11 protein-coding genes are annotated in these 13,506 nt (G+C 67.2%); 3 read left to right on the top strand and 8 right to left on the bottom strand.

The window, feature by feature from the left end; all coding sequences use genetic code 11:
* Positions 1-51 precede the first annotated feature (51 nt).
* Together ETR14_RS03435 and ETR14_RS03430 are read left to right on the top strand one after the other, a co-directional pair.
* Positions 52-1,242, top strand: a complete 1,191-nt coding sequence (locus ETR14_RS03435; RefSeq protein WP_129383373.1) for an NAD(P)/FAD-dependent oxidoreductase — start codon at positions 52-54, stop codon at positions 1,240-1,242.
* 20 nt (positions 1,243-1,262) lie between these two features.
* Positions 1,263-2,738, top strand: coding sequence for a carboxylesterase/lipase family protein (locus ETR14_RS03430; RefSeq protein WP_165356292.1), 1,476 nt, complete (start codon positions 1,263-1,265; stop codon positions 2,736-2,738).
* 16 nt (positions 2,739-2,754) lie between these two features.
* Here ETR14_RS03430 and tilS read toward each other — a convergent pair whose 3' ends face one another.
* On the bottom strand, positions 2,755-3,717 hold the full coding sequence (tilS, locus tag ETR14_RS03425) for a tRNA lysidine(34) synthetase TilS (protein WP_129383371.1): 963 nt from the start codon (positions 3,715-3,717) through the stop codon (positions 2,755-2,757).
* Positions 3,718-3,865: 148 nt separating this feature from the next.
* Complete coding sequence (locus tag ETR14_RS03420) at positions 3,866-5,089, bottom strand: hypothetical protein (RefSeq protein ID WP_129383370.1); 1,224 nt, start codon at positions 5,087-5,089, stop codon at positions 3,866-3,868.
* Positions 5,090-5,132: 43 nt separating this feature from the next.
* Between ETR14_RS03420 and ETR14_RS03415 the strand changes: the two genes are divergently transcribed.
* The gene (locus tag ETR14_RS03415) at positions 5,133-5,447 is read left to right on the top strand and encodes a hypothetical protein (protein WP_129383369.1); all 315 of its coding nucleotides are present in this window, start codon (positions 5,133-5,135) and stop codon (positions 5,445-5,447) included.
* Positions 5,448-5,545: 98 nt separating this feature from the next.
* Here ETR14_RS03415 and ETR14_RS03410 read toward each other — a convergent pair whose 3' ends face one another.
* The 6 genes from ETR14_RS03410 to lysA all read right to left on the bottom strand — a co-directional run bounded on the left by ETR14_RS03410 (position 5,546) and on the right by lysA (position 13,452).
* Positions 5,546-6,415 (bottom strand): tetratricopeptide repeat protein, encoded by an 870-nt coding sequence (locus ETR14_RS03410; RefSeq protein WP_129383368.1) that lies wholly within the window; start codon positions 6,413-6,415, stop codon positions 5,546-5,548.
* Between the two features lie 75 nt (positions 6,416-6,490).
* Complete coding sequence (locus tag ETR14_RS03405) at positions 6,491-7,339, bottom strand: helix-turn-helix domain-containing protein (protein WP_129383367.1); 849 nt, start codon at positions 7,337-7,339, stop codon at positions 6,491-6,493.
* Between the two features lie 143 nt (positions 7,340-7,482).
* Entirely contained in the window at positions 7,483-9,759 is a 2,277-nt protein-coding gene (gene ptsP / locus ETR14_RS03400) for a phosphoenolpyruvate--protein phosphotransferase (RefSeq protein ID WP_129383366.1), read from the bottom strand.
* 87 nt (positions 9,760-9,846) lie between these two features.
* On the bottom strand, positions 9,847-10,833 hold the full coding sequence (locus tag ETR14_RS03395; protein WP_206186050.1) for a nitronate monooxygenase family protein: 987 nt from the start codon (positions 10,831-10,833) through the stop codon (positions 9,847-9,849).
* A gap of 47 nt (positions 10,834-10,880) precedes the next feature.
* The gene (locus tag ETR14_RS03390; protein WP_129383365.1) at positions 10,881-12,119 is read right to left on the bottom strand and encodes an aspartate kinase; all 1,239 of its coding nucleotides are present in this window, start codon (positions 12,117-12,119) and stop codon (positions 10,881-10,883) included.
* A 58-nt stretch (positions 12,120-12,177) separates the two neighbouring features.
* A complete protein-coding gene (gene lysA / locus ETR14_RS03385) occupies positions 12,178-13,452 on the bottom strand; it encodes a diaminopimelate decarboxylase (protein WP_129383364.1) in 1,275 nt (424 codons plus the stop codon).
* Positions 13,453-13,506 lie beyond the last annotated feature (54 nt).

The following is a 13,506-nucleotide window of genomic DNA, read 5'->3' as shown; positions in this document are numbered from 1 at the left end:
GCTCCGGCCTAGCCGGGGCGGGCGTTTTTGTGTGTTTGCGCCCGAGCGGAGATGATGGTTCCAAGCGAGACCTTCGATGCGATCGTCCTTGGCGCCGGCGGCGCCGGACTGATGTGCGCAGCCGTGGCAGGCCAGCGCGGCGTACGTGTCGCGCTGCTCGATCATGCGGACGCGCCCGGCAAGAAAATCCTGATCTCCGGTGGCGGCCGCTGCAACTTCACCAACATCCATGCGGCTGCCGACCGCTACCTGTCGGCAAATCCGCATTTCGCAAAGTCGGCGCTCGGCCGTTATCGTGCCGACGACTTTCTGGAGTTGGTGAAGGCTTACGGTATCGCTTGGCACGAAAAAACGCTTGGGCAGCTGTTTTGCGACGGATCGGCGCGGCAGATCGTCGCGATGCTGCTGGAGGAGTGCGCGAAGGGTACGGTCACGCTTCGTCTCGGCGCTGTGCTGGGCGAGATCCGCCACAGCGACGGCCTGTTCCATGTCGAGCAAGGCGGAGCGACACTGGCCGCGCGTGCGCTCGTCATCGCCACCGGCGGACCATCGATCCCCAAGCTCGGCGCGACCGGCTTCGCCTACGATCTCGCCCGCCGCTTCGGGCTCAAAGTGGTCGAGCCGCGCCCGGCCCTGGTGCCACTCACGCTTGGTGGGGAGGAGATCTTGTTCCGGTCGCTATCCGGCGTTGCTGCCGAAGTGATCGCCGGAGCCGGCAAGGCGAGGTTCCGGGAAGCTGCGCTGTTCACGCACAAGGGGCTTTCCGGGCCGGCGATCCTGCAAATCTCTTCCTACTGGCGGCACGGTGAACAGATCGGCATCGACTTTCTGCCCGACGCAGAACCGGACTGGCTGGTCCAGGCGAAGCGGGAGCGGCCGCGCACCACCCTCAAGGCGTCGCTGGCGAGGCGCTTGCCGGAGCGGCTGGCGGAAACGCTCGCCGAGCGGCTCGGCATCGGTGGGGAACTCGGCAACCTCGCCGATCGGCTATTGCGGGATGGCGAGCGCCGGCTCGGCGACTGGCGCTTCAGTCCGAACGGCACCGAAGGATTTGCCAAGGCCGAAGTAACGGTCGGCGGCATTGCCACCGATGGCCTGTCCTCGCGGAGCATGGAGGCGAAGTCGGTTCCCGGGCTGTATGCGATCGGCGAGGCCGTGGACGTCACCGGATGGCTGGGCGGCTACAATTTTCAATGGGCATGGGCGAGCGGCTGGGCCGCAGGACAAGCCCTCGCATCGTGAACCCATCGCAAAACGAGAGGATGACCATGATTGCACGCGCTATCGCCGCAGCGATGGCAAGCCTGCTGCTGGCGGCAGCGCCGCCCCCGACCGTGAAGGTCGAGGGCGGTGTCGTTCGCGGAGCTCAGGACGGCGGTGCGTCGATCTTTCGCGGTATCCCGTTCGCGGCGCCGCCGATCGGGGCTCGCCGCTGGACCGCGCCGGCGCCGGTGGAGCCCTGGCGCGGCGTTCGCGACGCGGCCGCGCCGGCGGCCGCCTGCATCCAGAACGATCAGGGCTGGAACCATGCGGACTTCGTCTCTGCCGACGAAGATTGCCTCCCGCTCGACATCCGCACCCCAAGCCTCACCGGACGGCGACCCGTGTTCGTCTGGATCCACGGCGGCAGCAACCGCGCGGGTTCGCCGGGCGACATGGTGCTGTCACGGTTCGGCAAAGGCGAGATCGTGCTGGTGGCGATCCGCTATCGCCTCGGCATCTTCGGCTTTCTGTCGCATCGCGCACTGAGCGCGGAGGCGGGAAGCGCCTCCGGCAATTACGGGATCATGGATCAGATCGCCGCGCTCGACTGGGTGAAGCGCAACATCGCACGCTTCGGCGGTGATCCCGATCGCGTGACCATCGGCGGGGAATCCGCCGGCGCCCAGGATGTCGGGCTGCTGCTTGCCGCACCGGCCGCGCGGCCGTTGTTCGCGCAGGCGATCATGGAGAGCGGCACGCCGGGCTTCGGGCTGCCCTGGCGCAGCCGTGAAGCGGGCGAGCGGATCGGCGATCAGGCCGATGCCCTGCTTCAGACCGGGGGCGACGTCGCCAGGCTGCGCGCCGCATCGGTGCCCGCGTTGCTCCAAGCCGATCTGCGGCTCCACGACGAGGCGCTGGAGGCCGACGATTATCTTTGGCTGCGCACGACCGTCGACGGCCGGGTGTTTACCCGAACGCCGGACGTCCATCTGAAGGAAGGCCCGGGCAAGCCGCTGCTGATCGGCAGCAACCGCTTCGAGCTTGGCTTGCCCGGCGGCCGGCCGCATCGCGACGCCTTCGTCGCGCGCGCCTTCGGCGACAAGGAGGCAAAGGCGAGAGCCTTCTACCGGCTCGATCAACCCGATCCGACGCCGGATCCGCGGATGGGATCGCGCGACGATCAGATCGCGACCGACGTCACCTTCCGCTGCCCCGCCGGAACCATGGCGTCGCTGATGGCGGCCAAGGGCCGACCGGTCTGGCGCTACGAATTCGATCTTGCCCCGGGCGGCGGCCGCACCAGTCATTCGGCGGAGCTCGCCTATATTTTCGGCGAGCAGCGCCTGTCGCAAACCCTTTCGCTCGGCGACTACTGGACGAGGTTCGTCCTCAACGGCGATCCGAACGGCGAGGGTCTGCCGGCCTGGCCGCGCTACGACGTCGCGGATAGGGCGCACGTCACGTTCGATGCCAGCGGCGTCGTTCCGGGACAGCGGCTCCGCGAGGACGTCTGCCGGCTGAGCGATCGGCTCTGACGCCAGGGCAGGGGGCTTAGACCCGGCGCCGCGGTTCCGGCTCGAACCGCCAATGCTCCCCACCGCGGCACAAGGCGCCGGCAAGGTTGCAGGTTTCGCCTTTGCCGAGCCGATCGAGAAGGCCGCCGAGCTGATCGCCGCGCGGCGCGGCATCCGGCGCGACGTGAACAAGTGCGCGCGTGACCAGGCGCCGCAACAGCAGCGCCGGAACCCCCGCAGGGGCGAGCAGCGCCCAGCCTTCGCCGGTCGACAGACGCTCCGCTGCCAATCCCTCGGCGACTGCGTCCAGGGTCTCATCCGCTTCGGCAAGCGCGGCGGCGCTCCGGCTGAGTGCGAGCGGATCGATCCATTGCGCCTCTGAGAGCCGCCGGCGCATGCGGGCACGGTCGAAACGCTCGTCCCGATTGCTTGGATCGTCGACCGCATCGCCGCCGGCGGCAGCGACGATCGCGGCGAGTTCGTGGCGCCGCCAGCCGAGTAGCGGGCGGCAAAGCAGTGCGGACGGGCCCAAGGTGGTTCTGGCGCGTATGCCGGCAAGGCCGGCGACGCCCGATCCGCGGAGCAGGCGCATCATCAGCGTCTCGGCCTGGTCGTCCGCATGATGGCCGGTGACGATTACGGGAAGCTGCTCGGTCTCGGCCCAATGGCGCAATGCAGCGTAACGCGCTTCCCGTGCCCGTGCCTGGACACTGGCCCCGCGGGGCACCTCAACCGCAAGGATGTGATGCGGAACGCCGATGCCGGCGCAGATCCGCGCTACCGTTGCGGCCTCCTCCGCGCTTTCGGGCCGAAGCCGGTGATCCACCGTCGCTGCAGCGACCGCCGCCGGGGCGGCAGCCGAGGCGAGCAGCAGCAGCGCCAGGCTGTCGGGACCGCCCGACACCGCCACTCCGATGCGCCGGGGCACGCCGCCCGCCGCCGCATGCAGGTCGTGGCGGAATCGTTCGACGAGCAGGGGATCCGGAGCGGTGAAGGCCATCCGCGCCTTCTACCCCCAAGTCAGCGCTCCTGCGACCCACTGGGGCACCACGCAAACACCCGCGGCACCGACGTCAGCAGGGCATCCGCAAGCTGTTGCGCCCCGCCTCGATCACCTCCTCCCCACAAGTGGGGAGGAGGTCGCCCGATCATTGGCCGAACAGCTTGCCCAAGCCCTTCTTGAGCTTTGACTTGGTGCTTTCGGGCTTGGCCGGCGCGGAGTCCGTGCTGTCGGCGTCGCCAGCGTCGCGGCCGCCCAACATCTGCCCCATGTCCATGCCGAGAAGCCCGGTATAGGTGGATTTCGTGCGCAGCTTCACCGTCCAGTCCGGTCGCCAGGATGCAGGGGCCCGGGCCGGGCGGGCGGGGTGGCTGAAATTCGCCTCACCGCCGAATGCGCCGACGCTGAGCATCGACTGTGGCGCCGCCTTGGCGACCTCGGCCGGAACGGTGCAGGCGGTCGCCGTGGCCGGCAGCAGCACCTTGCCGGCGACCAAGCGGCGGACCTCCTCGGGCGCGAGATAGTCGCTCATCATAGCCATCGCCTGAACCTCGCTCGAGCTCCAGATCACGAAGTCGCCGTTTTGGCCCGATCCCATCGTGCCGGCGAGCCATGCCAGCGCTCCGGGCACAGGGCTCCACGCGAGCGGAACGGCGCCGCTCGGCCCAGCCTTGTTTGCGGTCAGGGAAATGGGGGCGAGGAAATCCTGACCCGGCGCAAGTGTGAAATTGATCTCGGGCGTGTAATTGCCCTTGATGACATGGGCTCCGACCAGCGAACCCTTTGCCGGCACGCGGGTCTTGGAGCGGTCGTTCGGCCATTCGCCATAAGTGGTGCTGCTCGCCGGCGATGGCGGGGTCATGAACTTGAACGTCGTGGTCGCAAATGCCGGCGGCATCTTGCCTGCGGTCATCGCCGCGAAGTCGAAGACCACCGGTTGCCCGCTTCGGGCATGCTCGCCGCAGCCCCAATAAATCAGCATCCTCCCCTTCGGCTTCGCCATCGTCCGCCAGGGCTCGGTCGGTCCGGATGCGCTCGGCGCCGCCTTCGGTGCCACCAAAGGGAGGCTCGCGCCGGCCTGAAGACCGGCCGGTGGAAGATGCTCCGCATTCGCCTCTCCGGCCGGACGCTGCCCGGTTCCGAGCTGCAATGTCAGATTATGGGCGTAGCCGGCGCCGCGACCGCCGCCGAGCATCGCCGACACCATCCCTCTGGTGCCGCCGGCGGCCATTGCGCCCATGCCGGACATCGTGTCCGCGCTCATCCAGTAGGTGGCGGTCGCGCCGGTCTTTTGCTGACCCTGCGCAGTGCCGATCGCCATCGCGCACACGGCGCCGGTTGCGCCGAGCAGCGCAAGCCGTTTCCTGTTCATGAAGTAACTCCCCGCACTTCCCCTCGGGCTCGATCATACCGGATTGACGATCCTGCTGCAATTCGTCGCTCGCCGTCCGCTGCCGCAAATGGTCGTGTCTCAGGTGCAACAGCGACGCAGTTGCAAAAAGAAGCAGGAACGAACTCTTCCGCCAAGGTTTCGTGACGTGGACTCGGAAGAAGGGCGTTTTTGGCGGGCGAGCATGGAAGACGCAGAGTCCCTCAGAGCCCAGGCAGCACGATGCCGACGTCTCGCGGCGATGGTGACGACTCCGGACGTGATCGAGACGCTTCGCCAAATGGCGCGGGAATATGAAGCGCGCGCCGACGCGCTGGACGCCGGCGGCGAAAAGACCTGAGCCTTCCCGCTGCTAAAGCCTGATCACCTCAGGTTGTAGCGCTTAGCTCCAACCTGAGGTGTGAATCCGGCTCTAAACCAAGGTCGAGAGCATGATCTCTATTTGCACTTCGACGCGCTGCGCGCCTGTGGCAGGCGCTGCTTCAAATAATCACGGATCGTCGCGCCGTAGACATCCTGCAATTCGTCATAGGCCTTGCAGGCGTCCGCGGGTTTGCCGAGCGCGACCAGGGATTGGCCGAGAAAGAACAGGCTGTCAGCGGCACGTTCGCCCTTCGGATTGTCCTGATAATTGGCCAGGAACACCTTCGCGGCAGCCGCCGGCTTGCCGTCATCGAGATAGGCGCGACCGGCAAGATTTGCGGCCCAGCTCGCATAACGATGCTTGGGCCACTTCTTCGCTACGGCTTCCAGCGTCTTCTGCGCCTCGCCAAATTTCTTCTGTTCCCACAATTTGTAACCCGCATTGTAGGCGGCCTCAGCCTCGTCCGCGGTCGAAGTCGCTGCCGGAGCCTGCGTCGCAGCGGGAGCCGCAGGACGCGTGCTTGCCTGTGGGGCGTCCTCGTTCGTCGCCGCCGGCTGCACCGCAGGCTGCTCCAGCACCTCCAGGCGCGCGTTGGTGGTGTCGCGCAGGGTGTTGAAGGCGGATTCGAGCTGGCGCACGCGATTGGCATTCTGCTCGATCTGGCCGGTGAGGGTGGCAAGCTGCGATTCCAGCGCATCGACCCGCGCCGTCAGGTCGGACACCGCGGTGCCGGCTGGCACGCCGTGCTGCTCTACGGTCGGCGTTGCCGGTGCGATTTCCGGGCCGACATAGGGCGCGTTCGCGCCTGGGAAGACGCGGCGCTGCACCGCGCGCATCTCCTGCTCGAGACGATCGACCCGACGGTCGATGCGCTCCGCCTGCTGGGCCGCGGCAGGCATCGCCACGCCGGCCATCAGCGCGATGGCAAGAAGATGAAAACGCATGCTTATTCCCCGCTCTCAGTCAGACGCATGTTCTACTAGCCGCTGATGGCTGTCGCCAGCATTAAGAACGTACGCTCAGCGCGCCACGCCGCCCGTGGCCGCGGCCGGCGGGGGGAACGCCGCCGCGGCGCCCGTCGCCGGCGGCGTTCCCTGCGCTCGGGCAACCAGATCTGCAGCGCGCAGGCTGACCTTCGAGATTGTCCGATCGGGCGGACCCAGCGGCGGAACCGCCGTCGGGCCGACCGTCACGCGAAGTGATTGCGGCCGCCCGGTGCGCACCTGGGGGGCCTGAGCGGTGGCCGGCACTTCGTAGCGCTCGCCGGCCTTCAGCGTGCCCTGATACAAGGCGGCAGCGCCACCGGGCTCGTCGACGCGCAACCACACGTCCTCGATCGCGGTCAGAACGACGGGTCCGGTCGCCGGCGCAGCAGGCTGCGCAGGGCGCGGCTGCACGGGCTGCGCTTTCGGCTGGGTGGTTGGAGTCTCCGTGATCTCGGTCGTCGGCAGGGAATCGTCGACCGCCCGATTGCGCCACAGGAAGTAGCCGCCAGTCAGCAGGGCCGCGATCACGATCGCCACGATGACCAGCGTCCAGGGCGGCACCCGCGCCGGATCCGCCGGTTCGTAATGGGCGGTGACAGGGCCCGAAGGACTGCGCGCCAGGCCCATCTGCTCGCGCACCTGCGCACCGACTTCGGACGGCTCGAGACCGACGACCTGGGCATAGGAGCGCGCGAACCCGACGCTGTACGTCGCCGCCGGCAGCGAGTCCCATTCGCCGAGTTCGATATGCTCCAGGTGACGGATCGGGATGCGGGTCTGTACCGCCACTTCCTGAAGGGTCAGGCCCTTCTGCTCGCGCGCGGCCTTGAGCCGATCGCCGACGGTTCCTTCATGCGCCTGATCCTGAACCGTGTCCGCCATCAACGCCCCTTGCTGTACCGAGCTTCATATCTGTTATCGCGTAATCACGCGGGAGCAAGGCTCCGAAATCAATTTTGCGGTCGCTCCACCCGGATTCACGCCGGAAACCGATGTGCGTGTTTGGGCGATTTTCCGCCGCGATTCTAGCCCACGAACACCCCATTATCCTCCGCCCAGCGGCCGAGCGTCTCGCGCATGTCCGAAGGCGGCTTCGCCAAAATCTGCTCCATCACCGGCAGCAATGCCGCGCGATCGAGCGAACGGATCATGGCCTTTATCGGCCCCACCGCAACCGGGGTGATCGAGAAGCGCTCGACGCCCAGTCCGATCAGCGCCATTGCTTCCAAAGTGCGTCCGCCCATCTCCCCGCACACGCCGACGGGCACGCCGGCCCCGGACGCCTGCCGGACCACCCGGGAGAGGAAACGCAGGATGGCCGGAGACAGCCAATCGTAGCGCTCGGCAAGCTTCGGATGCGCACGATCGGCGGCGAAGAGGAACTGGGTAAGATCGTTGGTGCCGATCGACAGGAAGTCGATCTTCGGAAGCAGGAGGTCGAGCGTCTCGGCGAGCGCCGGCACTTCGAGCATCGCCCCGTAGGAAATCCGGCACGGCAGCAATTTGCGCCGCTCGGCAAGCCAGCTTCGCTGCTGCTCGACGATGTCGCGCGCGGCATCGAATTCCCACGGCTCCGAGACCATCGGGAACATGATGTTGAGCTCGCGCCCAGCGGCAGCCTCGAGCAATGCGCGGGCCTGCGCCTTCAGCAATCCGTCGCGATCGAGCGCGAGCCGGAGCGCGCGCCAGCCCATCGCCGGATTCTCCTCCTGCTCGTCGCCGTCTCCCGATTGGAGATAGGGCAGGGCCTTGTCGCCGCCGACGTCCAAAGTGCGAAAGATGACCGGCTTGTCGCCCGCGCTTTCGAGCACCGAGCGGTAGAGACGCTGCTGGCTTTCGCGCCGCGGCAGCGCGGCCGAGACGAGGAACTGAAATTCCGTGCGGAACAGGCCGATGCCGTCGGCGCCGACCAGATGGATGGCCGACGCATCGTCGCGAAGCCCGGCATTGACCATCACGGTGATGCGGGTGCCGTCCGAGGTGACGGCGGGCATCTCGCGCAGCGCCGCGAACTCGGCGCGCTGCTTCTGGGTTGCGGCAAGCTTCGCGGTGAACGCTTCCTCGACGGCGCTCGTCGGCCGGATGAACGCCGCGCCTTCGCTGCCGTCGAGCAGGATCTCGTCGCCTTCGGACACCGCCTGGCGGATGCCCCGCACCCGGCCGAGCATCGGAATGCCCATCGCGCGGGCCACGATGGTGACGTGCGCGGTGAGCGATCCTTCCTCCAGGATCACCCCCTTCAACCGCCGGCGATCATATTCGAGGAGCTCGGCCGGCCCGAGGTTGCGGGCGACCAGGATCGCGTCGCCGCGCAGACCCATCTGGGCGGCGGTGCCGAGCTGGCCGGAAACGATGCGGAGCAAACGATTCGACAGATCGTCGAGATCGTGCATCCGTTCCTGCAGCAGCGGATCGTCGATGTCGCGCATCCTCGTCTGCATGCGCTGGCGGACCCGTTCGATCGCCGCTTCGGCGGTGAGGCCGCTGTCGATCGCCTCGTTGATCCGGCGTGACCAGCCCTCGTCGTAGGCGAACATCTTGTACGTTTCGAGGATGTCGTGATGCTCGCCTGCGGTTCCGAATTCGGCAACGCTGGTCATGTTGTCGATCTGCTCGCGCATCTTCCGGAATGCGGAATAGACGCGGTGGCGCTCGGCCTCGACGTCTTCCGCGACGGTATGCTCGATGACGACGCGAGGCTGATGGAACACCGCGACTCCGGCGGCCATGCCGGTGACGAGGCGCAGGCCGGCGAGCCGCGCCGAGCCCTGATCGCGTGCCGTTTCGGAGGCCGATGCCGCACGATCGGCAAGGCCGGCATTGGCGATCAGCTCGGACAGGACCATCGCCACTGTCTGCAGCGCTTCGATCTCGATCTCGTCATAGGCACGCGGTTCCGCGTGCTGAACGCTGAGCACGCCGATGGCGCGCTCGCGACGAACGATCGGAACCCCGGCAAAGCTGTGGAACAGTTCCTCTCCGGTCTCGGGCCGGTAGGCATATTCCGGATGGTTGGCGGCTTCGGCGAGGTTCAGCACCGACACTTGCTTGGCGATCGTCCCGACCAGCCCTTCGCCAAGACCGAGCTTGGTTACGTGGACGGCGGTCTGCTTGAGACCGACCGTGGCGAACAGCTCCAGCACGCCGTCGCGCAGCAGGTAGATCGAGCAGACTTCGCTGCGCATCGCTTCCGCGATGATCTTGACGACCTTGTTGAGCTTGACCTGCGCGGCGGCGCGCGAAGCCATGACATCGTGAAGTCCGGTCAGGATCTCGCGGGCGGAAGCGGCGGAAGTGGGCATCTTGCACCTGCGCTAACAGAATGCGCGGGAGGAAGCCAAGGGCGATGCAGTGAAGATGTGTCCGGAACGGAAAAGGCCTGTTGCGGATCAGGCCGAGCGTCGCTCCAGCGCATGCGCCGCCTGGTCGACGAGCTGGCGGAGGATCTCCGCCGCCGGCGCTTCTTCCTTGACCATGCCGACCGACTGTCCCGCCATCACCGAGCCGGACTCGACGTCGCCTTCGATCACGGCCCGGCGGAGCGCGCCCGCCCAATAATGCTCGATCTGCAGTTGCGCCTCGGCCATCTCCACCGACCCTTGATCGAGCAGGTCGGCGACCTGGCGCTGCTTTGCAGCGAAGCTCTCCATCTCGCGATTGCGGATCGCGCGCACCGGGATGACCGGCAGGCGCGGATCGATCTGCACGCTGGTGATCGCATCGCGTGCCGAGGCGCGGATGAAGGCCTTCTTGAAATTGGGGTGGGCGATGCACTCGTTGGCGCACACGAAGCGGGTGCCGAGCTGGACTCCGACTGCGCCCATTTCCAGGTAGCCGGCGATGAGGCCGCCGTGGCCGATGCCGCCGGCGACGAAGATCGGGACCTCGGCTGCGAGCGGAGGCAGGATCTCCTGGGCGAGTACCGAGGTCGACACCGGGCCGATATGGCCCCCGGCTTCCATACCCTCGATCACCAGCGCGTCGACGCCGGACCGCACCAGCTTCTTGGCGAGCGCCAGCGCGGGCGCGAAGCAGATCAGCTTGGCGCCGCTCCCCTTGATCCGTTCGATCGCGCCGGGCGGCGGAAGCCCGCCGGCGAGCACGACATGGCTGACCGCATGCTTCGCGCAGACGTCGATCAAGTCGCTCAATTGCGGATGCATGGTGATCAGGTTGACGCCGAACGGGCGATCGGTGCGCTTGCGGGTCTCGGCGATCTCGGTGTCGAGCAGATCCGGAGTCATCGCGCCGCAGGCGATTACGCCGAACGCGCCGGCGTTCGACAGAGCCGAGACCAGGTTCCGCTCCGAGATCCAGCTCATCGCGCCGCCCAGGATCGCGACTTCGCAACCCAGGAAATCGGTACCGCGCTTCATCAGCCGGGCCAGGCGATCATGCCCGATCTGCGCGGCCGCCGCGTCGGTCACGCGCCGGTCTCCGCATCGAGGCCGTAGGTGCTGTGAAGCACGCGAACGGCGAGTTCGGTATATTCCTCGGCGATCAACACCGAGACCTTGATCTCGGACGTGGTGATGGCGAGGATGTTGATGTTGCGTGCGGCGAGCGCCTCGAACATCTGTGCGGCAATGCCGGCATTGGAGCGCATGCCGACCCCGACCGCGCTGACCTTGACGACGTTGGTGTCGGCGACGAAGCCGTCAAAGCCCATCGTCTCCCGCACCTTTTCCAGCACGGCGCGCGTCTGCGGCAGCGATGCCGCCGGAACCGTGAAGGTCAGATCGCTCTTCGCGCTCGCTTGCGGCACGCTCTGCACGATCATGTCCACATTGATGCCGGCGTCGGCGAGCGGGATGAAGATCCCTGCCACGGTGCCCGGCTTGTCGGGCAGGCCGGTCAGGGTGACCATCGCCTCGTTCTTGTCGTAGGCGATGCCGGTGATCAGCTGACGTTCCATGTCGAATTCCTCGAGAGCCTCGTCGGCGACGACCATCGTCCCGGGACGGTCGTCGAAGGAGGAGAGCACCCGCAGCGGCATGTTCTCGCGCATGGCGAGCCCGACCGAGCGGGTCTGGAGCACTTTGGCGCCGACCGATGCCAACTCGAGCATCTCCTCATAGGTGATGATCGGCAGCTTGCGGGCACGCGGGACGATGCGGGGATCGGTGGTGTAGACGCCGTCGACGTCGGTGTAGATGTCGCAGCGATCGGCCTTCATCGCGGCGGCGATCGCCACCGCGGAGGTGTCGGAGCCGCCGCGCCCCAGCGTCGTGACGTCGCCGGCCTCGGTGACGCCCTGGAAGCCGGGGATGACGGCAATGCCGCCTGCGTCGAACACCCGTTGCAGGACGGCGGCGTCGACGCCCTCGATGAGCGCGGCGCCGTGGCCGCTGGTTCGGATCGGCAGCTGCCAGCCCATATAGGATCGGGCGTTGAGGCCCATCCCTTGAAGCGTGATCGCCAGCAGGCCGCTGGTCACCTGCTCGCCCGACGCCACGACCACGTCATATTCGCGCGGATCGTAGAGCGAGGCCGCTTCGCGGCAAAGCTGAACGAGGCGGTCCGTCTCTCCGGCCATGGCCGAGACGACGACGGCGACCTGATTGCCGGCCTCCGCCTCGCGCTTCACCAGGCTTGCGACATGGCGGATGCGCTCGATGCCTGCCATCGAGGTGCCGCCGAATTTCATCACGATACGGGCCATTGGGCTGCGGCTCTTATCAATTGCGGCCGCACATTCAAGCGGCGGCGCGAGGGAGGGATCAGGCTTGTGCTGAGGCAAGCCATTCCGGAACGGCGTCGGCGGCAATCAGCCGGTCGATGTCGATGCGTTTGCGAACCACCGCCCACTCGGCTCCGTTGACCAGAACCTCGGGGGTCAGCGGCCGAGAATTGTAGGTGCTCGACATCGCCGCCGCATAGGCACCGGCGGTGCGGAAGATGACGAGATCGCCAGGCGCGACCGAGTCCATTTCCCGGCCCATCGCGAACGTGTCCCCGGTCTCGCAGACCGGGCCGACCACGTTCGCGGTTACCCTGCCGCCATGCGGCGCAACGGCCTCGATCGAATGCCAGGCATCGTAAAGCGCGGGACGCATCAGGTCGTTCATCGCGGCGTCGACGACGACGAACGGGTGGGTCGATCCCGGCTTTACCCGGATCACCCGGGTCAGCAGCACGCCCGCATTGCCGACGATCAGGCGGCCGGGCTCGAACACCAGGCGCACGTCCCACTCGCTCGCGATCCGCCGCACCATCGCGCCATAGTCTTCCGGAGAGGGAGGCGAGGGCAGCTCGGCATTGTAGGGAATGCCAAGGCCGCCACCGAGATCGGCGACGCTGATCGCGTGACCGGCCGCCCGGAGCTCCCCGATCAGGCTTCCGACTTTGACGAAGGCGGCCTCCAGCGGTGCAAGGCTGGTGAGCTGGCTGCCGATGTGGACTGCGACGCCCTGAACCCGAAGCCCGGGCAGCTCCGCGGCGCGGCGATAGGCTGCATGCGTATCGGCATAGGGGACTCCGAACTTGTTCTCGGCTCCGCCCGTGGAAATCTTGGCGTGGGTCCCAGCGACGACGTCGGGGTTGACCCGGAACCCGATCGGCGCCTCGCGGCCAATGCGGGTCGCCACTTCGGACAGCATCTCCGCTTCCTCGACCGACTCCAGGTTGAACTGGAACAGGCCGCCCTCGAGCGCCAGCGCCATCTCGTCGGCGGTCTTGCCGACGCCCGAAAAGACGATCTTGTGCGGCGCGATCCCCGCCGCAATGGCGCGCCGATATTCGCCGCCGGAGACGACATCGGCACCGAGACCCTGTGCGCCGAGCGTCCGCAGCACGGCGGCGTTCGGATTGGCCTTTACCGCATATGCGATGAGCGGATCCGGCAACGGCTCCAACGAGCGCCTCAACACATCGGCATGGCGGATCATCGTTGCCGAGGAATAGACGTAAACCGGCGTTCCGACTGCGTCGGCGATCTTGGAGAGCGGCACGTCTTCGCAATGGAGGACGCCGCCGCGATGCGTAAAATAGTCCATGAAGGCCTTCGCGCGGGCTTGGAGCGGGAACGACGCTGCGCCTGCCGGTTTCGG

It is taken from the genome of Sphingosinicella sp. BN140058, assembly GCF_004135585.1.
GTDB lineage: Bacteria > Pseudomonadota > Alphaproteobacteria > Sphingomonadales > Sphingomonadaceae > Allosphingosinicella.
Note: the sequence above shows the minus strand (reverse complement) of the source record. Positions and strands in the feature narration are given on the sequence as shown.

Coding starts and splice junctions, on each gene's coding strand:
- ETR14_RS03395 (WP_206186050.1), bottom strand. CDS start 10,833: ATGAAGCGCGGTACCGATTTCCTGGGTTGCGAAGTCGCGATCCTGGGC.
- ETR14_RS03420 (WP_129383370.1), bottom strand. CDS start 5,089: ATGAACAGGAAACGGCTTGCGCTGCTCGGCGCAACCGGCGCCGTGTGC.
- tilS (WP_129383371.1), bottom strand. CDS start 3,717: ATGGCCTTCACCGCTCCGGATCCCCTGCTCGTCGAACGATTCCGCCAC.
- ETR14_RS03435 (WP_129383373.1), top strand. CDS start 52: ATGATGGTTCCAAGCGAGACCTTCGATGCGATCGTCCTTGGCGCCGGC.
- ETR14_RS03390 (WP_129383365.1), bottom strand. CDS start 12,119: ATGGCCCGTATCGTGATGAAATTCGGCGGCACCTCGATGGCAGGCATC.
- ETR14_RS03405 (WP_129383367.1), bottom strand. CDS start 7,339: ATGGCGGACACGGTTCAGGATCAGGCGCATGAAGGAACCGTCGGCGAT.
- ETR14_RS03430 (WP_165356292.1), top strand. CDS start 1,263: ATGACCATGATTGCACGCGCTATCGCCGCAGCGATGGCAAGCCTGCTG.
- lysA (WP_129383364.1), bottom strand. CDS start 13,452: ATGGACTATTTTACGCATCGCGGCGGCGTCCTCCATTGCGAAGACGTG.
- ETR14_RS03410 (WP_129383368.1), bottom strand. CDS start 6,415: ATGCGTTTTCATCTTCTTGCCATCGCGCTGATGGCCGGCGTGGCGATG.
- ptsP (WP_129383366.1), bottom strand. CDS start 9,759: ATGCCCACTTCCGCCGCTTCCGCCCGCGAGATCCTGACCGGACTTCAC.